The sequence below is a fragment of the Trichothermofontia sp. genome, assembly GCF_053493415.1.
The window spans coordinates 17,494-39,785 of sequence record NZ_JBRCAD010000158.1 but is presented as its reverse complement, the minus strand read 5'-3'; the positions used below and the strand labels follow the sequence as shown (position 1 = coordinate 39,785).

General features: G+C 57.4%; 18 protein-coding genes. 9 read left to right on the top strand and 9 right to left on the bottom strand.

Annotated features, from left to right (window positions below):
* Positions 1–123: 123 nt before the first annotated feature.
* Entirely contained in the window at positions 124–693 is a 570-nt protein-coding gene (locus tag ACWIUF_RS13575) for an NYN domain-containing protein (RefSeq protein ID WP_448572972.1), read from the bottom strand.
* A 641-nt stretch (positions 694–1,334) separates the two neighbouring features.
* On the opposite strand from ACWIUF_RS13575, the gene ACWIUF_RS13570 reads away from it, so the two are divergent.
* Entirely contained in the window at positions 1,335–3,782 is a 2,448-nt protein-coding gene (locus ACWIUF_RS13570) for a GAF domain-containing protein (RefSeq protein WP_448572971.1), read from the top strand.
* A 143-nt stretch (positions 3,783–3,925) separates the two neighbouring features.
* On the opposite strand, the gene ACWIUF_RS13565 is transcribed toward ACWIUF_RS13570, so the two are convergent.
* Complete coding sequence (locus tag ACWIUF_RS13565; protein ID WP_448572970.1) at positions 3,926–8,836, bottom strand: translocation/assembly module TamB domain-containing protein; 4,911 nt, start codon at positions 8,834–8,836, stop codon at positions 3,926–3,928.
* Between the two features lie 333 nt (positions 8,837–9,169).
* On the opposite strand from ACWIUF_RS13565, the gene ACWIUF_RS13560 reads away from it, so the two are divergent.
* Together ACWIUF_RS13560 and ACWIUF_RS13555 are read left to right on the top strand one after the other, a co-directional pair.
* Positions 9,170–9,430 carry a DUF4089 domain-containing protein gene (locus ACWIUF_RS13560; protein WP_448572969.1) on the top strand — a complete coding sequence of 87 codons (261 nt, stop codon included), beginning with the start codon at positions 9,170–9,172 and terminating at the stop codon, positions 9,428–9,430.
* Positions 9,427–10,845, top strand: coding sequence for an AtzE family amidohydrolase (locus ACWIUF_RS13555; protein ID WP_448572968.1), 1,419 nt, complete (start codon positions 9,427–9,429; stop codon positions 10,843–10,845). Before ACWIUF_RS13560 ends, ACWIUF_RS13555 begins: the two co-directional genes overlap by 4 nt.
* Positions 10,846–10,861: 16 nt before the next feature.
* Here ACWIUF_RS13555 and grxD read toward each other — a convergent pair whose 3' ends face one another.
* From grxD to ACWIUF_RS13535, 4 genes are all read right to left on the bottom strand, one after another.
* A complete protein-coding gene (grxD, locus tag ACWIUF_RS13550) occupies positions 10,862–11,185 on the bottom strand; it encodes a Grx4 family monothiol glutaredoxin (protein WP_448572967.1) in 324 nt (107 codons plus the stop codon).
* Positions 11,186–11,390: 205 nt separating this feature from the next.
* A complete protein-coding gene (locus ACWIUF_RS13545; protein ID WP_448572966.1) occupies positions 11,391–11,651 on the bottom strand; it encodes a BolA family protein in 261 nt (86 codons plus the stop codon).
* Between the two features lie 91 nt (positions 11,652–11,742).
* On the bottom strand, positions 11,743–12,783 hold the full coding sequence (locus ACWIUF_RS13540; RefSeq protein WP_448572965.1) for a hypothetical protein: 1,041 nt from the start codon (positions 12,781–12,783) through the stop codon (positions 11,743–11,745).
* Between the two features lie 446 nt (positions 12,784–13,229).
* Complete coding sequence (locus ACWIUF_RS13535) at positions 13,230–14,339, bottom strand: hypothetical protein (RefSeq protein ID WP_448572964.1); 1,110 nt, start codon at positions 14,337–14,339, stop codon at positions 13,230–13,232.
* A 636-nt stretch (positions 14,340–14,975) separates the two neighbouring features.
* Between ACWIUF_RS13535 and argJ the strand changes: the two genes are divergently transcribed.
* The 3 genes from argJ to ACWIUF_RS13520 all read left to right on the top strand — a co-directional run bounded on the left by argJ (position 14,976) and on the right by ACWIUF_RS13520 (position 17,571).
* On the top strand, positions 14,976–16,217 hold the full coding sequence (gene argJ, locus ACWIUF_RS13530; RefSeq protein ID WP_448572963.1) for a bifunctional ornithine acetyltransferase/N-acetylglutamate synthase: 1,242 nt from the start codon (positions 14,976–14,978) through the stop codon (positions 16,215–16,217).
* 139 nt (positions 16,218–16,356) lie between these two features.
* Positions 16,357–16,824: an HD domain-containing protein gene (locus tag ACWIUF_RS13525; RefSeq protein ID WP_448572961.1), complete on the top strand. Its 468-nt coding sequence runs from the start codon at positions 16,357–16,359 to the stop codon at positions 16,822–16,824.
* Between the two features lie 111 nt (positions 16,825–16,935).
* On the top strand, positions 16,936–17,571 hold the full coding sequence (locus ACWIUF_RS13520) for a peroxiredoxin (RefSeq protein WP_448572960.1): 636 nt from the start codon (positions 16,936–16,938) through the stop codon (positions 17,569–17,571).
* Positions 17,572–18,083: 512 nt separating this feature from the next.
* Here the strand turns inward: ACWIUF_RS13520 and rpiA are convergent.
* On the bottom strand, positions 18,084–18,791 hold the full coding sequence (gene rpiA, locus ACWIUF_RS13515) for a ribose-5-phosphate isomerase RpiA (protein WP_448572959.1): 708 nt from the start codon (positions 18,789–18,791) through the stop codon (positions 18,084–18,086).
* Positions 18,792–18,903: 112 nt separating this feature from the next.
* On the bottom strand, positions 18,904–19,041 hold the full coding sequence (locus ACWIUF_RS13510) for a hypothetical protein (protein WP_448572958.1): 138 nt from the start codon (positions 19,039–19,041) through the stop codon (positions 18,904–18,906).
* A 147-nt stretch (positions 19,042–19,188) separates the two neighbouring features.
* On the opposite strand from ACWIUF_RS13510, the gene ACWIUF_RS13505 reads away from it, so the two are divergent.
* The 3 genes from ACWIUF_RS13505 to ACWIUF_RS13495 are packed head-to-tail and all read left to right on the top strand — an operon-like array spanning position 19,189 to position 20,930.
* A complete protein-coding gene (locus ACWIUF_RS13505; RefSeq protein ID WP_448572957.1) occupies positions 19,189–19,497 on the top strand; it encodes a DUF2499 domain-containing protein in 309 nt (102 codons plus the stop codon).
* Complete coding sequence (locus tag ACWIUF_RS13500) at positions 19,494–19,898, top strand: DUF3593 domain-containing protein (RefSeq protein ID WP_448572956.1); 405 nt, start codon at positions 19,494–19,496, stop codon at positions 19,896–19,898. The genes ACWIUF_RS13505 and ACWIUF_RS13500 overlap by 4 nt, the downstream gene beginning before the upstream one ends.
* Positions 19,899–19,946: 48 nt before the next feature.
* Positions 19,947–20,930 carry a carbohydrate kinase family protein gene (locus ACWIUF_RS13495; RefSeq protein ID WP_448572955.1) on the top strand — a complete coding sequence of 328 codons (984 nt, stop codon included), beginning with the start codon at positions 19,947–19,949 and terminating at the stop codon, positions 20,928–20,930.
* 184 nt (positions 20,931–21,114) lie between these two features.
* Here ACWIUF_RS13495 and ACWIUF_RS13490 read toward each other — a convergent pair whose 3' ends face one another.
* Positions 21,115–22,128, bottom strand: coding sequence for an HD-GYP domain-containing protein (locus ACWIUF_RS13490; RefSeq protein ID WP_448572954.1), 1,014 nt, complete (start codon positions 22,126–22,128; stop codon positions 21,115–21,117).
* Positions 22,129–22,292 lie beyond the last annotated feature (164 nt).

The window sequence follows — 22,292 nt, the reverse complement described above, 5'->3', positions numbered from 1 at the left end:
CAAGGGCTAAGGGCAAAAAAATACTAAATCGCTGCAAGGCGGCGCAAAAGGGGTTTCCTCGGATCGCCGAGGGGTCTGGCACCCGCGACGAAGCCCCTGGCAGCAGCGACGGATTACCGAGGACTAGCCCCCATCACCCTGGCGCAGACGGGCCAAATGTTGACGGACCTGGGGATCAAGGCGGTTAGCGAGCAAGCGATTCGTCGATCGTCGCGTTTGCCGTTGCTTGCTGGCTTGTTGCTGGCGGGCAAGATCAACATCAGCCGCTAGTTGCGCCGCAGACATACATTCGGCCCCATACCCCACCACCGTTAACTGCTGGGCACGATCGGAGGTTGCCACAATCAACCGTTGCTCAAAGCGCCGGATATCCTGCCGAAAGCGGGAGCAGGACTTCTCAATAAAAGAGTCTGCCGTTTCCCCAAACTTGGTGTAGTAGACCGATAGGGTATGGGTTATTTTCTCGTGGCGGTGGTGTCGATGCCGTCCCTGGGCCGCATCCGCATATTGGGCATCAAACACTAATTGGGTTTCGTAGCCCCGGAACGCTGCATAATTGATCAAAGTATCTACAAGCTGCTGACGGGCCGATCGCAGATTTTTCCCATCTCGCAAGGCTTGGAGACTGGGCCACGTACCAATAATGTTATAACCATCCACGAGCAGCACGGCTTGTGGGGAAGAAGGTCGCATCGTTCAGCAGGCCCCAAAATGGGTGGGAAATTGCGCTAAGTCACTCGCCAAGGATCTCTGTCACACCAGCTTGAGGGAAAGGTTGGTATGCTAAGGGCTAACCTCAATGCCCCAAGTCAGTGCCCGATCCCCCACACCTCCTAAGATGCTCCAAAGGATGCATTCAAACTAACCGGCATGATCTACGATCGACACCGATATCAGAATATTAAATGATAATGAAGGAGTTCTTGCGCCTCGGAACAATTTTAAGATGGGTGCCCAACCGAGGTGGCTAGCAAGGCCGGGTGTCGCCCCGGTCTGTCCGGACAGAGGGGTTCAACCCCAGAATGTCATAACAAATCAAGTTTTAACGATCGTCGTGGGTGAGCCGGCGGGTGAGCACATGGCACCTGCCAGTCAGGGAAGACTCAGATTAAAATTTATCTGGGGTGCACCAGCAAAGCTGCGATAACCGGGGGAACTTGTTTCTAGCCCTAGCGATTCTGTGTATTCACCATGATCATAACAGCCTGAGCAGACCCGTTTTTTCAGATAAATAACATCTATTCCCCTCCTTAAAGTCCCTTCCCCCTGAAAACTGGCAACAGGAGGTGGCAACGTGATTAGTCAAGACTGCCCTGGCAGCAGGAGAGCGGTGCATGAGGTCCCCAGCAAACACCCAAAAACCGAAGTTACTGGTTGTCGATGATGAGCCTGACAACCTGGATTTGCTGTACCGCACCTTCCGCCGTGAGTATCAAGTATTACGGGCAGAAAGTGGCCCCAAGGCGTTGGAAATCCTTGAACAAGAGGGCAACGTGGCGGTGATCATTTCCGACCAGCGGATGCCGATGATGAGTGGGACAGAGTTCCTCAGCCTGACGGCGACCAAATACCCCGATACGATCCGGATTATCCTCACGGGCTATACCGATGTGGAGGATCTGGTGGATGCCATTAATGCGGGCCGGGTCTTTAAGTATGTCACCAAGCCCTGGGATGATCAGGAGCTGAAGGGGGTAGTGAAGCAGGCGGTTGATACCCACAATGTGCTGCGGGCGCGGACCCAAGAATTAGCCCGAACCCTGCGCCAGGAGTCACTGCTGAATACGCTGACCAATACGATTCGCAGTGCCCTGGATTATCGCCAAATCCTCCAAACGATCGTCGAGGCGGTCGGCCAGTCCTTTGATGTGGACTACTGTTTACTGCGCCCTTGTCAGGACAATCAGCTCCAAGCTGAGACCTTTCTTTATCAGCGGGGGCAGGAGAAATCCGCCGCAACCACATTCGCCACCCTGGAGGCCGCCTTCCTCGATCCCCTGCCAGCAGCCCCTCCCGGCATCCCGCCCGCGATCGCTGAATCACCCTTACAACAAACCGTATGGGCAACACGGGAAGTCCAACGGATTCACAATCTCGATGAACTAGAGGCGGCGTGTCAGATGGCGGTCCCGCTCAGCGGCGGCGATCCCGTAGCGGGCCAGGAGTTGCGGCGGATCTACGAGGCAATGGATATTCACGCCAGTTTGTTGGTGCCCTTGATCTGTCGCCAGGAACTCATGGCGGTTTTGGGGTTACACCAGTGTGGCCAGCCGCGCTTTTGGGATGAAGCCGATGTCACGCTGATTAGTACAGTTGCCGATCAGGCGGCGTTGGCCTTGGCGCAGGCCCAATCCTATGAACGGGTGCGGGCGCTGGCACAGCGGGAATCGCTGGTGAATACCATTACGACAGCCATTCGCTCTAGTTTGGACCCCCAACAAATTTTTGCGGCCATTACCCAGCAGTTGGGGGAAGCGCTCCGGGTGGATAGTTGCGCCCTTTCACTGTGGTCGGAAGGCGATCAGTTTGTCCAGTGCGTGGGGTTGTATACACGGGAGTCGGGGGTGGGTGGACCTACCCCAGGGGCTGGGGATGGGGTGGCCTCGGCATCAACCCATCGGATCTCACCCCTGGCCACGGGGGAACTGGGTGAGGTGGGCATTGGGTATCCGCAGTCAGAGGATGAACGCTTGATGGCAATCAATCATCGGCAATGGGAGGAACGGCTGGCTAACACGGCTACCGCCCGCCCCGTGTCTTCGTCCTTGCCCCAATCCAGTGTGCCGATCGAAAGTAATCCCGCCCTTCAGGAGTTGCTGCTCCACCAGGAACCGGTGGTGATCGATGATGTGCAGAAACATCCGGAGTTCCAGTTGCCGGACATGGTGCCCCATCCCCAAACCCGATCGTTGTTGATTGTCCCCCTCGTCACGGATGGCAAGATTATTGGCAGTATTTCCCTACGGCAGGTGGCATCGCCCCGGCATTGGCTACCTAGCGAGGTGGAATTGGCGCTGGCGGTGGCAACCCAGGCGGCGATCGCGGTGCAACAGTCCCGGTTGTATCAACGGGTGGCCGAACTCAATACCTACCTAACGGAATCGGTCCTGCGGCGGTTCTTGCCTGCCTCCCTGGTCAAAAAGGCCGCTGTTGGCGATTTGTCGCTGGATTTGAGTCCAGAACCCCGGTTGGTGACGATTTTATTTAGTGATATTGTCGGCTTTACCCGGTTGGCGGGTCGGCTGAAGTCGCGGCGGGTGGCGGCGTTGCTGAATGAATATCTGGAGGGCATGGTGGAGGCCATTTTTGCCAACCGGGGAACGGTGGATAAGTTCCTAGGGGATGGCATTTTGGCCCTATTTGGGGCACCGGAGGAGTTGCCTGCGGCGGAACAGGCCCGCTGCGCGATCGCAACGGCACGGCAAATGCAGGCCAACCTCCTGGCTTTGAATGAGCGGTGGGTGAGCCAGGGGATCGGGTCGATCCAGTTCCGGTGTGGCATTCACCAGGGGAGTGTGGTGGTGGGGATGTTCGGCAGTGCGGTGCGGGCAGACTATACAGCGATCGGGCCGGCGGTCAATATTGCGGCGCGGCTCCAGGAGGCGGCGACACCCGGAACGATTTTGGTCTCGGCGCGGGTGGCGGGCTTTCTCGATTCTAGTGATCTTCTCCAGGGCCATGCGTTACACCTCAAGGGCGTGGAACATGCGTTTCAAGCGTTCACCGTGCGATCGCATAGCCAGATGCCTGCCCAGGAGTCAGGGGTGGGGAGTCGGGAATAGGATTGAGGCGTAATCAGGCTTGTGGGGCTGTGGCGATGGGTGGGCAAGCAATTTATCAAGGTGCTTACCCCCGTGAGTAGGACAATCAACTAGGCCAGAAGTCCCAGACTATTGGCGAATTCGCAAACGGTATCGTACCTCTCCTAAAATCGCGATTCATACTCCAACAACGCCTGACTATTGCCCGACAAATCCGTCGAACCCCGGAACAACATCTCATCGTTGATCCGATAGCGGAGGCTAAACTGGCCAATTTGATCGTCTGTTAAAACCCGCAGGGCAGAAATCGAAAGATTACCCGGTAACTCGATCCCAATCTCTGCCCCTAGGCCAAGAGTACTACTTCGTGATTCCCGATTGGGGGTAAGGACGGGGAAAAGCCGGAAATCCGTTAGGCCCAGGGCATTTCCAATTTGGGATTGGATATTCGTGAGCAGGGCTGACCCTGCTAAATTAGCCAAGACTAAACTACTTTCCCCTTGCGCGATCGAATTGATAAAACTCCCCCCCAGGAGCGCCACAATTTCCGCCTCATTGCGCAGGGGAGTACTGGTCAGGGTCAAAATTTCCGAGTCGCCGCTGGTATCGGCTAGCTCACTGGCTAATCCCATCACTTGGGCCTGGACTCGGATAGTCCGCAATGCCCCCAGGTTAGTAGCCGGGGCATCGTTGACCTCTGGCACTGTAGATGTGGGAATGGGCGTCCGAGTCACCTCCGGTACGATCGTCGTTAATTGAATATCCAGATACGGATCAAGCCCCTGATCAGGACTGAAGGTCGCCGTATTGTCACGGCTGCGGGCCAACACAAATTCGGTTGTAAAAAGGTTGACTTGGCCACTGCGCAACCGAATTGTCCCGCTGGGTTCAATATCTGTTAGGTTACCGTTAATCGTAAGGTCCCCCGTGGCAACAAAGTTCAATAGGGGCTGCCGCACAATCTGAATATTGCGACCCAGGGAAATCTGAAGGTTATTTAAAGCGATCGGGGATTGGGGCGGCGGCTGGCCCAAACGGGTTGTGGCGACTGCCGGGGTGGCTGCTACTGAAGTTGATAGGGGTGACTCGGTGGGGGCAACCAGCCGGATTTGCCCATCGGCTAGGGTCAGTTCCCCTTCGAGGGCAGGGGTAAAGGCACTACCCGTCACCTGAACTTGTCCCGTGAGATCGCCTTCATAGGGTTGTAGCTTCAGCCGCAACCGCTGGAGATCTATCGTCACTGGATTTTCCCAGTCGGGATCGGTTTCCGGGAGGGGATGGGCAATCGGGATCACCCCTTGCGCCAGGATTTGTCCCCCGCCAAAGCGGCCTTTCAGGGTTTCAACCCGAATACGATCGCGATCAAACGTTGCTGTCCCGTGAACATCGGTAATCGGCTCCGGTAGCGCCGCTGAGGTGAGGGTCACCGCTTCCAAGGTCGCACTCCCCGTCGCGATCGGGTCAGCCAGGGTGCCGCGCACCTGGAGGTTGAGGTTACCCTGCCCCGCCACGAGGTTCAGCTGCGATCGCGACAGGACATTCAGCAGGGCCAAGCCACTATCCTGGACATCCACATCCAGTTTAATTTCATCGCTATTGGGAGCCGTGCTTGCAAAGGGCAGTTGATAGGGAATGCTGCCGATCACCTGGATGGGATCGGGTCCCGTCATGGCCATTGTGGCCCCAAAGTCGAGGCGGGCGTCGGCATAGCTAAAACTCCCTAGGGCCTGTTCGATCGGAGCTTGATTGAGCGTGCCATTCACCAGGGTCATTTCCCCGCGTGCCTGGGGATTGGCCAGGGTACCCGCGATCGCGGCCTGGGCATTCAATTGACCTGTCATGTCAAACGGCAGGGCGATCGCAGCGCGCACCAGATCAATTGGGATATTTTCCGCCCGGAACTGGCCACTTTGGCCCGTTATCCCCAATTGGCCCGTGAAGGTCAAAAGGGCTTCATCTGCGGTCAACCGAATCGGTAGGAAGCTCACCACCCCATCGGCAAATTTGCCCTGGACCAAGACCTCATCTGCCGTGTAGTTCCCCCACTGCCAATCCGCCCCCTGAAACTGAAAGTCGATCGTGGGTCCCGTTGCCAGGGACCCGGCCAGGTGGATATCCCCCCGGAAGTGGCCATTCAGTTCAATTAGGGGGGGCAACGGTTGCGCCGCCAATGCCGCCGCTTGCTGTTCCTGGAGAACCTGTAACTCGGCCAGACGCTGCATTTGCGCCAGAATCGACATCTGGCTGGCCTCGATCGGCACCGGGCGCACGGTGGCCGCGCTCACATAGTCGGGCGGACGGAAGCCCCGGCCAATATCACTAAGCTCAAACCACTGGAGCATCCGCAGCAGGTCCTGGGTGCGGGCATCAGGAACGTGGATATTAGCCTGAAAGGGGGCTGGTTCGGCAGGATTGAAGTGGGCCGTGACCTGAACCTGGGTTTGGCCCTCGGTCAAGACCCCATTTTGCAATGAAGCGACGCCATTCCCATAGCGAAACTCTCCCCGGAAGGCATCGGCCTGAAGATAGCCCAGGGCAGGGTCAGCGATCGCGATCGTGCCCGTGGTTTCCCACTGGTGCAGGTTCAGGATCGCCTCTCCGGAAGCAGAGCCAGTCATGGCCCCTAGCCCAATGGCAGCGGCGGGCGTAAAGTTAAAAATCCCCAGGGGTAAATTGGCCAGGGTCACCCGGAGTGTATCATCCCCCAGGGGGGTACCGGCCAGGTGGGTGTCCTGGCGCTGGATCAGGAAGGTACTGGGGCGATAGTCTGGCGTGAGGGTCAATTGGATCTGATCCTGATCGCCCCGCAAGGCCAACTCCAAGCCCTGATCGGGGGCAAAGTGGATCGGGCCAGCCAAACGGGGGGCAAAGGTCCACTGGTTGACGACCAGTTGCTCTAGCTGGAGATCGCCCACTAGGGCAAGCTGGCTAGGGGTACCCCGGAGTTGGCCGGAAAAGCTGGCCCAACCCGTTGTTTCCACCGGCACCGGGAGGGTAGCGGGCAACCAGGCTTGCAGGGTTTGCAAATCGTAGCGATCGACCGCCAGATTCAGGGTCAAGTTTTGAATACTCGGCGTGGCTGCCGAACGGGTATCCACCTGGAGGGTGCCATTGGCTTGAATTTGGCCCGCGTTAACCGTTTGCACAAGGACCTGTTCCCCATCCCAAGCCAACTGCGCGGTAATGGGCTGCGAAACTTGCGTCGCCCCTTGGGGGCGCTGGATCGTAACGCCCTGGGGCAGTTGCAATTGGGCCGTGGCCTGGGTGGTCGCTAAGCCTGCGGCTTCCAGGCTCCCAGCCAGTTGGATCTGCCCCTCCAGGACCCCTTGTAGGGCCAGATCCCCATTGGTCGGTTGGAGTCGGGCCAGGGGCAATTGCTGGCCATCCACAATCGCCTGCCAGCGGCCATTGGCAATCTCCGCTTGCACCGCCAGTTGTCCGCCGTCAATTTGAGCCAGGGCCTTTTGGAGCCGAATTACCCCCCCTGCGATCGTCAACGCCCCTTGGGCCGGATAGGTCGCTTGGGGGGCCTGCCAGTTGACCACCGTTTGCACCTGGGCCAGGGGGCCAAACACTTGAATCTGGGCCATCATTGGCCCCAGGTTGAAGGGCAGGGCGGGACTGCCGTAGAGACGGGCAAAGGTATCGGCGGGGATATCCTGGGCCGTCAAATCCAGAACCATTCCCTGGGGATCGGTCAGTTTTACCTGCCCCTGTCCCGCGATCGTCCCCCCCACCAATGGCTTTGCTTTAAGATCCGACAGCAGGAGATTGGGACCATTGAGCTTAAAACTACCGCTGATCTGCTCAAAGACAACGCGATCGACCCGAGTGGGCTGGGTAGTCGCGATCGCGCCGGCAATCACGGGTTGTAGGAGCGGCCCCGTTATCGTTACCGTGGCTTGCGCAGTCCCCTCAATCCCCACGGGCAGGGGGGCAACCTGGGCCGTTTTCAGGGCGGTGGCGATCGCAATAGCAGGGATTTCAGCCCGTAGATCGTAGTCGCCATGAAGATCGAGCTTACCGTTGACCTGTACCGGTACCGCCCCATACTTGCCGTCCAGCTTGTGGAAACTGAGTTGGGAGCCTTTGACCCGGATCTGGCCACTGGTAATGGACACGGGCTGGGGGACCGGCGCGATCGTACCCACCACATCTTGCAACCGAACACTGCCCTCGAGGTGGGGTAAACGGCTATCGGGTTGGCTCGCGATCGTGACCTGCCCCTCCACCTGACCGTGCTGAAGCTGGAGGGGCATCGTCACCAGGGGGCTGACATCGGTGACAGTGAGCGATCGCACGGCGGCGGTGACGGTATACGCCGGTGTTACATCGGGACCGGGTAGAGTCACTTCCCCCGTCGCTTGCAGGAGGCCATCGGAGGCCGTACGCCCCTGGGCTTGGAAACGCAGGTGTTGGGGGACATTGCCCTCGTCCGCTTGGTCAGGGAAGGCAGCCAGTTTACGGAGGGCAGCCTCCGCTTGGAGATGGCTCAGGACAACGGGGGTAGGGGAAAGCTGGGGTGAGGCAGGCTGGGGAACCAGGGTGAGGGTTCCATCCTGGAGGCGGACTTGGCCCACTTCAAAGGTCAAAAAACCGGGGGGACCTAAGGTCAGCTCCGTCTCTAGCCATTCTCCAGACTCCGATTGGACGACCGTCGCACTGGGTTGGATGATCGTAATATCAAAGGTGACGGTGCGGGTAAGGATCGCTTGGAGGGGGTTGAAACCCACGGCGATCGCCTGGATCGTCATCTGATCGGGATCAGTGGCCGTGGGGGGGATGGCCGATGGTCCAAACCGCACCCCCGTTAGGCCAAATTGCTCTAGTTCGCCCACTGCCACGGGACGGTTGAGGATATTGCCCAGGCTGGTTTGTACCAACGGGACCAACTGATCCCGCACAAATAGCCAAGTCCACATTGCGCCGCCCCCTGCCGCCAGCAGCAGGAACAGACCAACCCCTAAACCCAACCGTCGCGCCAGGGACGATCGGCCTTGGCCCTGGGCGGGCGACTCCGGGCTAGGGGGCGGTGTCTTGGTCAAATTCTCGTTGGGATTAGGCAGAGGGGCCATCGCTCTCCAGGCAGTTGCAATAATTCAAGCGCACAGATTTCATCCGACTGGGATAGCTGAGGTTCAGTCGCTAGGGGATGTCCACGGCGCTGGACAGTGAAGGAACTGACCAGCGGCGAAACCCGATGGGAGCCGCACACCCAGGGTAAACCCAATTTATTATCTAGGCAGATCGGGATTGCGGCTATGGGTTGCCTCATGATCTATGCCCTGACGATCGGGCAACTTGGAGGAGCGTTAGGAGGGCTGCACCCAGTCTCCCTGGGGAAGGTCCAAATGTGGACTGCTCTGGGATGATTAAGTAACAGCTTAGAACACGGCGAATCGTTCCTATTGTTACCGATCCAATGGACGGCGATCGCCTATCAAGGGAAAGACGATACACTCTGTTACCGAGTTGCCGCTATGCCCACTGGCTGCGCCGCTATTGAAACCTATGTGGACCAGGCTGCCCAGGTCCTGAATCTGCCCCTCCAACCGGAGCACCGACCGGAGGTCATTGTGAATTTTGACCGGATAACGACGATCGCCCAACTAGTCCTGGACTTTCCCCTGCCAACTACGGCGGCGATTGCCCCGGTGTTTCAGCCATGACGGGTCAGGTTGCTGATGCGGTAACCACGCTTATCCAGGGAGATGCGGTGGGGATCGCTGCCGCTGTACGATCGCGCCAAGTCACGGCTGAAGCCATCATCACGGCCACCCTGGAGCGTATCCAAGCCCTCGACCCGGATTTAAATTGCTTTACAACCCAACTGGGGGAGCGGGCCTTGGCGGCTGCGATCGCCCTAGATCGCCAGCTTGCGGCTGGTAACGACGCGGGTCCCCTGGCAGGGGTGCCCTTTGCGGTGAAGGATTTGTTCGCGATCGCGGGCGTGACCACCCTAGCAGGATCGAAAATCAACACCGAATTGCCCCCGGCCACCCAAGATGCCACTGCGGTCGCTCGGCTCAAGGAAGCGGGCGCGATCCTGATCGGTGCCCTGAATATGGATGAATACGCCTACGGGTTTGTAACGGAAAACGCCCACTACGGTCCTACACGCAACCCCCACGATCGGCAGCGGAGTGCGGGCGGGTCTTCTGGCGGCTCGGCAGCGGCGGTGGCGGCGGGCTTAGTCCCCCTCAGTTTGGGGTCGGATACCAATGGTTCGATCCGCGTTCCGGCAGCCCTCTGCGGCGTCTGGGGTTTGAAGCCCACCTATGGCCGCCTCTCACGGGCAGGCACTTTCCCCTTTTGCCATAGTTTGGACCATATCGGTCCCTTTGCCCGATCGGTGCGGGATCTGGCCCTGAGCTTTGATCTACTCCAGGGACCAGATGAACAGGACCCTGTCTGTACCCGGCGGCCCCCGAACCCCTGCCTGCCCCAACTCTCCCAAGGGATTGCGGGACTGCGGATCGCCGTCGCTAGGGGCTATTTTCAAGCCCAGGCCGAACCCCAAGTGCTCACAGCAGTTGCCCAGGTTGCCCAAGCACTGGGGGCAACCCGCTCGGTCACCCTCCCCGAAGTCCACCGGGCTAGGGCGGCGGCCTACCTGATTACGGCCACCGAGGGAGCTAATTTACACGCGGAAAATCTTCGGCAGCGTCCCCAGGATTTTGATCCGGCGACCCGCGATCGGTTTTTAGCCGGATTACTCATTCCCGGTCACTGGTACCTGCAAGCCCAGCGCTTCCGCCAATGGTACCGCGATCGGGTGCGGGAGATTTTCCAAGCGGTGGACCTCATCCTGGCACCCACGACTCCCTGTCCGGCCCCCCTACTGGGTCAAGCCACCATGCTCCTCGATGGTGAGGCCATGCCGGTGCGACCGAACCTAGGACTGTTCACCCAACCCCTCTCCTTTATTGGCCTGCCCATTATTTCCGTCCCCATCCTCACCCCCAACCAACTGCCCGTCGGGGTACAGATCATTGCTGCCCCCTACCAGGAAGCCTTGCTGCTCCGGGCAGCGGCCTACCTGGAAAGCACGGGCTTGGTGGCCGCCCCCTGTCCGATTATTTAGCAGGCCCTTAAGGCCCTTAGGAGGCCAAGGCGACCTCCACCATTTGCTGGAGTTCACCCTGCTGATATAGCTCAATCAGGATGTCGGAGCCACCCACAAACTCACCGTTAATGTAGACCTGGGGGATGGTTGGCCAGTTAGAGTATTCCTTAATGCCCTGACGGATATCGGGATCGGCGAGAACATCGATCGTTTCAAAGGGCACACCCAGCACATTGAGGATTTGCACCACATTATTCGAGAACCCACACTGGGGCATCAATTTAGTCCCTTTCATGAAGACCATGATCTTGTTGTGCTGCACAAGGTCGTCAATCCGTTGTTTGAGTTCTGGTGTCATAGGGCGTGTTGTCTGTGTGTTGTCTGTGTTTGCGTTACCCAAGATTCTAAACCGACTCACCCCAGTATTAATAGCGATTGGTCACTCATCCCTAAAATGGGAGGCTATTCAGTTGGGGCCAAGCTGGCGAGACCCAACCCGTGCACTGGCTTTATTCAGTCACACGGCGTTTGACCTAACCCACTAAAGTAAACTTGGCAGTCGACTAGGAGGCACGACTGGCCATTGCCCAGGTTTCGGGGGTATAGGTCTTGAGGGCCAGGGCATGAATCGCTTCCGTAGACATGGCCTGTTGGAGTGCGCCGTAAACCATCTGATGCTGTTGCACAAGTCCTTTCCCCGCAAATTGGCTAGAAACCACCGTCACCTGGTAGTGATCGCCACCGCCCGTGAGATCTTGCACGGCGATTTCTGCGTCGGGCAGTTGCGCCTGGATCATGGCCGTGACTTCCTGGGGGGTTACCATGCTGTTCTCTCCTTGCTCACCAATGAACACCGGCTGGAATGTAAAGATCCCCGCTTATCAAAGGATAGCGATGGGATATGGGATTGCGTCATCAACGCCGGGACGCGTTACCCTCGCCACCGGGACGTGGGAAGGTGGTATCAGCGAATCCCAACTCAAATAACTGTTGATAGGCGCGTTTACCCAAATCCCGCGTGGGCTGTTGACTGCCGATAATCTGCACTAACAGGGGTACCGCCAATTCCGGTTGGTTCTGGGCGCGGTGGACGATCGCTAGTTGATAGGTGGCCTCATCCCGCAGTTGGGCCGTATCTAAGGCCCGCTGACGGTTGGCGGCGGCAATAGCATTGTCGATGCCCGTAAAGCTGGCAGCGAGATCCTGATAGAAGTTGGACAACTGGTTGTAAACTTGACGGGCTTCCTGGAGCTTGGTGGTGGCAAGGCTGTAGTTCTGGGCAGCGATCGCGCCAGTCGCTTCTGTCATTAACCGTTGCCCCCCTTCTAAACTTAAGAGATTGGTAGACTGGGGCAGGGGGCGGCTTGGGGCCTCCTCACCCTCAGGGGAACGGGGGAAGGGTTGCTCGACAAAGCCTAATTCAAATAACTGTTGATAGGCCCGTGTGCCTAAATCGCGGGTTGGCTGTTGGCTGCGAATAATCTGGATTAACAGGGGGATGGCCAGTTCCGGTTGGTTTTGGGCACGGTGGACGATCGCTAACTGATACGTGGCGTCATCGCGCAGTTGGGCCGTATCCAGTGCCCGTTGCCGTTGGGTCGCGGAAATGCGGTTGTCAATCCCGGTGAAGCTCGCCGCGAGTTGCTGATAGAAGTTAGAGATCTGGTTGTAGACCTGACGGGCTTCTTGCAGTTTGGTGGTGGCGAGGCTGTAGTTCTGGGCGGCAACAGCACTATTGGCCTCATTGACTAGCCGCCGTCCCCCTTCCAGGCTGAGGAGGCTGCTGGCCTGGGAGAGCGGGCGTAATTCGTTGGGGCTAGTGATTTCCGGGACGGGTTCCAGGCCAGGGACATTGATTTCCTGAGCTTGCCCGGTCACAGCCCCCATACCCAGCAAGATTGCGGCAATGGGTAGCGATAGCAAACTCGGGCGCGGCCAACGTTGAGCGGTGGTCATGGATTAGTTCGGGTGCTAACGGATGGGGATCAGGTCAGATTTTGACACTCCCCGGCCTAAAGGCACGGGGATTCTTGGTTCACCGAGTCCACTTACCTAGGATTCCTTGCGAAGTCCTAAATAGAGGTGGGTCTCTCCCCAAGCGTTACTTTCGGTGTGCCCCACCGTAGTTAGATTACTCTAAAGTTTGTTTGCAGGCTGGCAATATTGCCCAGTCCTGAGTCGTCTAGCCCCCGTGAATCTTTTGCCTACTTCCAGCAGGTCTAGAACAATGAAGTAGAACCCCCTAGATTCAATTGCCAAGGTGCAGTCGCTACCCGTTAAGTAGCCTGGGGTTTTTAGAGCGGTTGATTACCCTAGCCGCTAGAGTCTTATTCTACACGCTTAAAAGCCGCCCTAGGGCAGTATTCTTCGGTGACGCGATCGGGTGCTGGGGGGTTCCGATTTTAGGATTGCTGCTGTAGTTGTTTTAAACGGTTATGGGCAGAGGCCAGCAGTAAGGTTGCTTCCTCGTAAGCAGTTGTACCTGGTTTCACTTGTTCAAGCTGGTTAATGATGGCTTGCAGGCTACCTTGTTGCTGGGCAGCACTCGCCCGTTCCGCCGCTGCAACCCATTGAGCCGTTAGATCCTTAGCCCGTTGCAAAGCTTGTACCGACTCTTTTTCGGCTTGTTGCCACGTCTGAATCATCCCTAAATTGCGCTGATACTCGGCCAGTTTGGTTTGTGCGTCCAGATAGCCCGCATCGTTAGCCGGAACTTCTTTGAGGCGAGCGATCGCCTGCTGCCAAAGCTCTACGATCGCCTGCCATTCCTGGGTGGTATAGGGAGGCTGTTGGGACGACTGGGCCGCTAACCGGGCAAATTCACCCGCCGCCGCAATGCGGGGATTACTGCGGGTGATCGTCGTCGCGGGGGCACCGCCGGACAGGGCAGTCACATCCCGTTTGTAGGCGATGAGTTTGGGCTGCGCCATGCGGGCCGCTAGGGTTGTGGGGGGAATCTCGGTCAGTTGATCGATCCCGGCTTGCCACTGGGCGATCGCCTGTTGGCGAGCTTCCGGGGTGCTGGCCTGTTGATAGGCTTGTTTGGCTTGACGCACCTGTTGGTCCCCCTGCGTTAACACAGCTTGGGCATTGGTTTCTTGGAATACCTTAGCCTGTAGCTGCCCAGCCCGAGTCCGAGCTGCCTTAAACTCATCCAACGTAAATTGCCATCTACACTGCACTAGGGAGCAATCACGCCGAGGGGCAGAGTCTAAGAACCAGGCCGGTAGGGCATCCAGATGCGTTTGGGCCGCCTGAAGTTTTTGCTCCCCCAGGGCTAAATCCTGGGGACTGGTTGCCTGGTTAATGAGTTGTTCCGCCTGTTCAAGATTGGCGATCGCCTGCCGGTAGTCGTAATCCATGCGGATAAAACTAGGAGTCAACACCCACGGGGCCGCACGGGCCACCGGTCGCCGAATCGTCGGATAGGGAAGATTGAGCAACCAGACGATCCCCCCCACGCCCAGCAGCGTTATGAGGCTGAGTTTGAGTAAGCAAGAGAGTCGGCCCATGTGATGCCCCCCAATTTCCAGGCAATGACTAACTGGGCTATCCCGCTAAACCACGGGGTCCCTGACCTCAGTATTCCCATCGCTCTGCTGAAAATCACGGTTTGAGAGACACCACCACCAGCCCTCGCCAGCGGCCACGCCGTTTTAACCCCTTGTCGGGTAAACCGACTGGCTACGGAAAACGCTTTCCAACAAGGGGTAACACCCTTCACTACCTAAATGTAATAATGTGCTATAGAGCCACCGACCCTAGTGTCCATACCCTTGGCAGCGAAATTACTTAAAAAATCTTCCCTGGGGGGTAGCACCCCTCACCCCCATCGTGTAATAATGTGATATGTAAATGCACCCTGATGATTGGGGGAGTCACCGAGGTGGCTCTCCTTTTTTATATCGTTGGGTAGTGAAGTTTTTGTGGAGAGGCCCAGGATTCTGCCTGCGGGGCGGCGGGGGACCCCGATCGCGCCGCTAACTGTGGGGGTTCGGGTCGCCTGCCCAGGGTCGCCAAGCAGACTTGCTATAATAACGCAGCTTCATGTTGCTGTGGGTTCTGGGTTCGCCAACAACTGGCCCCGCAATCCCTCGTCAGCACAGGATGCGGTAAACCTCCAAACCTCCGCAAAGGTTGACAGCACTATGGCAGAATGGCGGGAAATTTCCGGGGGCGTTACGGCTCCCAAAGGATATCAGGCTGCTGGCATTACCGCAGGCTTAAAGCCCTCCGGACAACCAGACTTGGCCCTGATTTTTTCGGAAAGTGACGCGATCGCGGCGGGTGTCTTTACCACCTGTCAAGTTCGCGCCGCCTGTGTGGACTACTGCCGACAACGCCTTCAGGCCAAAGCCAGTGCCCGTGCCATTCTCTGCAACGCCGGACAGGCCAATGCGGCAACGGGTACCCAGGGCTGGGAGGATGCAGTCGAAAGTGCGAAATGGGTGGCCGAAGCCCTGCACATTCCCCCGGAGTCGGTGTTAGTGGCTTCGACGGGGGTGATTGGCCAGCGGATCAAGATGGATATTCTCCGGGCGGGGATTCCGCAACTGGTTGCTGCCGCCTCAGCCACGGGATCGGATGCTGCCGCCCGTGCCATTACCACCACGGATTTGGTGCCGAAGACGATCGCCCTGGAAACGACGATCGGCGATCGCCCGGTGCGCATTGGGGGCATTGCCAAGGGATCGGGGATGATTCACCCCAATATGGCGACGATGTTGTCCTTTATTACCTGTGATGCGGCGGTGGCTCCCCACCTGTGGCAGGAGATGCTCCAGCGGGCTGTCGATCGCAGCTTTAACCAGATCACCGTTGATGGCGACACCAGCACCAACGATACGGTCCTCGCCCTCGCCAATGGTCAATCCCGCACCCCCGCCATTACCGATGGGGGGCCAGAAGCCGCAACCCTGGAGGGGATGCTCACCGCTGTGTGTACCCATTTAGCCAAGGCGATCGCCCGCGATGGCGAAGGGGCGACCTGTTTGATCGAAGTCCAGGTGCGGGGTACCGATACCGAGGCCGCTGCTAACCAGATTGCCCGGACGATCGTCGGTTCCTCCCTGGTGAAATCTGCCATTTTTGGCCGTGATCCTAACTGGGGCCGGATTGCGGCGGCGGCAGGACGGGCGGGGGTGCCCTTTGCCCAAGAGCATCTCCGGATTCAACTGGGGGATTTCTTGATGATGGATCAGGGGCAACCCTTGCCCTACGATCGCGATGCCGCTAGCCAATACCTGCGCCAAGCCGCTGAAGGGGCCTACCTGGTGGCGGATACGGTCCTGATCCAGGTGAGTGTGGGCAGTGGTCCCGGTTATGGACGGGCCTGGGGCTGTGACCTCAGCTATGACTACGTGAAAATCAACGCTGAATACACCACCTGACGCGCTTCCAGATATTCACCAGATATTCAATAATATTCACCAGATATTCAATAGCCCCCCGTTCCGCATGGCCCATCCCTGACGCTGGAGGGCGATCGCGCGCAAGGGGAAACCGACCTCATGACGATGCCTCATGACGATGACTCAAACACCCCCCCAAAAAATCGCCACCCTGGCGGATGCCGTCGCGATCGCGGCCCTGGCCCACCGGGACCAACACGATAAGGCGGGGGCGCCCTACCTGCTCCATCCCCTGCGGCTACTGCTGGGGATGGACTCGGAGACGGCGATGATGGCTGCCGTCCTGCATGACGTAGTTGAGGATACGGGTTGGACCCTAGAACAGTTACGGGACGCGGGTTTCCCGGAAGCGGTGTTGGCGGCGGTTGACTGCCTAACCCGCCGATCGCTAGAAAGCTACGATGCCTTCATCGATCGGATCAGCCAAAACCCGATCGCGCGGCAAGTGAAGATCGCCGACCTGGAAGACAATATGAATCTCCAGCGGCTGGGCCAACTCAACCCCAAGGATTTAGAGCGGCTGGAGAAATACCACCGGGCGTGGCGCAGGCTGACCAACGGGGGCAATCACCGAGTTAGGGGGTAGGGGGAAGTCCGCATTAAGAAACATCTAAAATCCGACGGGGAAACTGGGGTATGTGGCAAGATGGCTAGGTAGACTCGATTGAACTCTGAAGTATTTAGTAGGAAAACAACTATGGCTCTTCAACTCGGTGACGTTGTTCCCAACTTCACCCAAGCTTCTAATGTTGGCGAAATCAACCTCTACGACTGGGCAGGCGATAGCTGGGTCGTCCTCTTTTCACACCCGGCGGACTATACCCCCGTTTGCACCACCGAATTGGGCGAAGTAGCCAAGTTGATGCCGGAATTCGAGAAGCGGAATGTCAAGGTCATCGCCCTCAGTGTGGATGATGTCGAGTCGCACAAGGGCTGGATTGGCGACATCAACGAAACCCAAAACACCACGGTGAATTACCCCATCCTGGCGGATGCGGATAAGAAGGTTTCTGACCTGTATGGCATGATCCATCCCAATGCGAATGCCAAGCTGACGGTGCGGACGGTATTTGTGATTGATCCTGAACACAAGCTGCGCCTGACGATTACCTATCCTCCCAGCACGGGTCGTAACTTTGAGGAAATCCTGCGGGTGATTGATTCGCTACAACTGACGGATAAGTACAGCGTTGCAACACCGGTGAATTGGAAGGATGGCGACGATGTCGTGGTGGCTCCGTCGATTCCCACGGATGAGGCCAAGCAGAAGTTCCCGAAGGGCGTAACGGAAATCAAGCCCTATCTGCGGATGACACCCCAACCCAACAAGTAGGGCCGAGGGCCGCATCAAGCTGAAGATTAGGGCTACGACCGGCTCAGTCCGTTCGCGTAGCGTCTCCCTAGGGAAAACGGATAAGTCCTGTTTATCCTGAGTCTATCGAAGGGTCTTGGAACCTATCTGCAACCCATCACTTTAGGCATGGCAGAGCACTACAGCCGTTCCCTCTCTCATGAAGTACGGTCAAGCCTTGTAAACAAGGGGCTTAAGCCCCTTGTCTGTACCTCACCAAGTATGGAAGTGCTGTAGTACAGTCAACATAAACTTTTGCAACGTTGGTGTCACGACTTGAGGCATTGCAGGCTAAAGCCTGAACGACAAACGTTGCATCGTTAATTATGTAATGATGGGCTGCACTAGCTTGTATCTGTGGGTTATACCCAAAAACAACGCCTTCCCTGTGGGGACAGGTTCACCGAGATGTCTGTGTGGCCACAGGCAGGGTCAAGGACGGGGCTTGTATCCCGTCTTTTCGGTCAACCTGTCCCTTTTGATTGACGCGGCGATTACATTTCTCGCACGATCGGTTGGCCGTCTTTGACCTCACCAATTAACACCAGGTCAGTCACGCCCACAAACAAGCCATTTTCTAATACCCCAGGGATATTGTTTAACGCCTTTTCCAGGGCCGCCGGGTCATCAATACGATCGAACTTAACATCAATGACAAAGTTCCCCTGATCAGTAATTACGGGGCCAGCCTTCTTCACCCCCATCCGCAGTTCTGGCTTGCCCCCCAATTGGGTAATCGCCCGCATCACGGGGGTCATGGCGAGGGGTAACACTTCCACGGGCAGCAGGAAGGTGGAACCCAGGCGATCGACAATCTTAGTGCTGTCCACCACCACAATAAAATACTCCGCTAGGGCATCAACAATCTTTTCGCGGGTATGGGCCGCCCCGCCCCCCTTGATCAGGTTTTTGTTGGGATCGACCTCATCCGCCCCATCGATCGCCAGATCAATTTTGTCCACCTCATCCAAGGTTGTCAGGGGGATACCGTATTGTTTTGCCAATACGATCGCCTGGAAAGAGGTGGGAATGCCTTTAATATCCTGGAGATCCCCCCCCCGCAAACGCTCACCAATGTATTGAATGGCGTAGGCGGTCGTCGAACCCGTGCCCAACCCCACCACCATGCCCGACTGGACACGATCGGCAGCGGCTTTACCCACGGCTTGTTTCATTAAGACCACAGGGTCAGTCGTCGTCATGTTGCACCTCTCTAAAATGCGTCGTCTCTTATTGAGTCATTATCCAGACTGCGCGATCGTCCAGAAGGCGCAGCCACCCAGAGACTCTACCACGGGCGTTGGGCGAATCATCTTACCCCAAGCGCAGGGCCAGGATTTTTTTCAGGTTGGGTAATGCCCTCGCTATAACCTTGGGTGACGGTGTTGTAGCCCGCCAACTGTCCTGCTGCTCCAAATGGTTGCCCCCACGCTTGCCGATGGGGATAGGCATCTAGGAAATACTCCAGCGTGCGTCAATTCCTAGTCAATCCGTCTAAAAAGCGCCGACCCAGTGCAGGGATTTGCACAACCCTAACACCCTAGCGATACACTGGGAAGATTGCCTCTAGCATCCCAATCGTGTGGTTATTGTGTGCTTATGCATGTACTTTCCATCCCCACTTGGATTATTCATATCTCAAGCGTGATTGAATGGACTGCCGCCATCTGGCTCATTTGGTTATACGCCGACCTCAGCGGCAATCGGGCTTGGCGACTCCTGTCCCTGGCCATGCTGCCTGCGCTTGTGAGTGCAATGTGTGCCTGTACCTGGCATTTTTTTGACAATACCCCTACCCTGGAATGGTTGGTTACCCTCCAGGCCAGCACCACCGTCCTAGGGAATGTGGCCCTCATGGTGGCGGCTTGGGTTCTCTGGAAAAATCGTCAGCCGGAGTTAAAACCATGACCGTCGTGGTCCCAAACCTGATCAGCCCTGGGCTGCTGCCAGATCCCCTGCCCCTGGTCTCCTGGTCTGGGAGCTTACTCCTTGCCCACATATCCCTGCCTTCTAAGGACACTTTATTTGCCCTTTCCCTGTTTCCCTACCTGGGATTTCTCTGGTTTTTGACCCGATCGCGACAGGCTCCCCGTTTAGCGTTAATTGGGTTTTATACCACACTGGTTTTTGTCGGCGTGACCATTCCGGCGGGGATTTACGCCAGGGTGGTCTACCAGCAAGCCCTGGCGAACGTAGACTGGTTACATGGCAGTGCTGAGGTCTTTCTCACCCTGGCTAATATTCTGATCGTGTTGGGGTTTCGTCAGGCCGTTCTGGCTCAACGTGCCCACAACCGAGAAACCTCCTAAGCGCTAGCCCCCCTTCCCCCTGATCTTCCCCGCAGGAGTAAGCTGGTTTTGTCCTATCCCCCCGTTCTTTGTCTGGGTGAAGTGCTCTTTGATTACCTGGCTGATCAGCCCGGTGTGGCCCTGTCGGCGGTGACAAGCTGGACGGCCTATGCGGGGGGCGCACCGGCGAATGTGGCCTCTGGTTTAGTCAAGTTGGGAACGCCCGCTGGTTTTGTGGGCTGTATTGGTGCCGATGTGGGTGGGGAAGTTTTAGTGCAAATCCTGACCACCGCCGGGGTGGATCTAACCGGAGTCCAGCGTCACCCCACTCGACCCACGCGTCAGGTGTATGTCCTGCGATCGCAGGCGGGCGATCGTCAATTTGCGGGGTTTGGCGACGCTTACGCGACCACAGACTTTGCGGATACGGCCCTACAAGCGGAGTCCCTGCCCGTGTCCCTTTTTGCTCAGGCGCAATACCTGGTCCTGGGAACCCTCATGCTGGCCTATCCCGACAGTCGCCAAGCAGTTCTGCGTGCCCTGGAACTCGCCCAAGCGCACCAGCTAACGGTGCTGATGGACGTCAATTGGCGACCCCAGTTTTGGCCCAACCCCCAAGCCGCCGTGCCCCTCATCCGCGCCGCAATCGCCCAAGTAACCTTCCTGAAGCTAGCGGAGGAAGAGGCGGCTTGGTTATACCAAACCGACAATCCCGCCGCGATCGCCGAGCAATTGCCAAATCTACAGGGGGTTTTGCTCACCCAGGGGGAGCAGGGGTGTCGGTACTGGATTCACGGCCACCAGGATGACTATCCGGCTTTCAGCGTCCCCGTAGTCGATACCACCGGGGCGGGGGATGGCTTTGTGGCCGGGTTTATCCACCAACTTTACCAAAGCCAGGGCCAATGCCTGACCACCGCTGAGGATATCCGGGCCACAGTCGCCTATGCCAATAGTGTGGGTGCCCTGACGACCACCCAGGCTGGTGCCATTGCCGCCCAGCCAACGGCGATCGCGGTGCAAGCCTTCCTGCGGCAACAGGTTGCGCCTTAGAAGTTTAAAGGGAAGTCCCCGCTAATAGCACCACGACAAGACCTGAGCTTCGGTCCCTTCGACCAGGGGCTGCGTTGTTCGTAGTGACAACTTTAGTCGTCAAGGCAACCGCCTCTAGACGCTGCAAATAGGCTCTTAAGCAACCAACCTAAACCATCTAGGCTGGTGCCAGCCCCGTCCGCTGCTAACTGACTGCCGTCGCAGTAGGCCCCAAGTGGGGTAAGCTGTTGGCGGTTGTCTGCCGAATAAACTCAGCAAACTTGGCCACTAATTCGGGATTGCGCCAGCCCCGCTCCGTTTCCTGCGCAAAAATTTCTAGGGCTTGTTCCGGGGTAAAGGCCGGTTTGTAGGGACGCTCACTCACCAGGGCGTCGTAGATATCGATCATCTGAAAGATCTGCGCCAGGAAGGGAATCTCATTCCCCACGAGGCCATCCGGGTACCCCGTACCATCCCAACGCTCGTGGTGGTGGCGGATAATGGGCAGAACCCCCCGCATTGTCCGCAGCGGTTGGCAGATCTTCTCGCCAATGAGGACATGCTGTCTCATAATCTGCCATTCCTCGTCGGTTAGTTTGCCCTTCTTCAGTAAAACCGCATCGGGGATACCCACCTTGCCAATGTCATGCAAATACCCGCCCCAGGCAAGATCACGGATTTCAGCCCGCGTCAGACCCAGGAATTCACCAAATGCTTCACCCAGGTCTACCAACCGTTCGCAGTGGTCGCCCGTACCCGGATCACGACTTTCGACCGTGCGGGCGATCGAGAACAGAACCTGCTCGGCATGTTCCAAATCCTCATTCAGGCGCTTTTGGCGGATCAGGGACTTCACCCGTGCCGACAACTCCAAGCGATCGAAGGGCTTATTAAGAAAATCGTCAGCGCCCGCTTCAATACCCCGGAGGCGAGAGTTCTGATCATTCAGGGCGGTAATGATGATCACGGGAATTAGACGGGTATGTTCATCTCCCTTCAGCCGGGAGCACACTTCAAAGCCGTCCAGACCGGGCATCATAATATCCAACAGGATGAGATCGGGATTGACCGCTGTCGTCTGCTCTAGGGCAGCGATCCCATCTTCGGCTTCAAACACCTCATACCCTTCCACCGACAACAGGGCCGCAGCCGTTGCCCGTCCATAGGGATTATCATCAACGACTAAAATTTTAGGTGTGTCAGAGACAGAAGCATTCATGGGGGGACTTGCTTACTCCCTACGATATTGAGTGAAAAGTTACGGACTAGAGATACCCATTGAACTGGACCCATTGGACACCGTAGCCTCACTGCCCCTGATTCAGATCCCTGCCCTAGTCTGGGTGGATTATGGGCAACCCTTAACAGCCAAACTCAACCCAT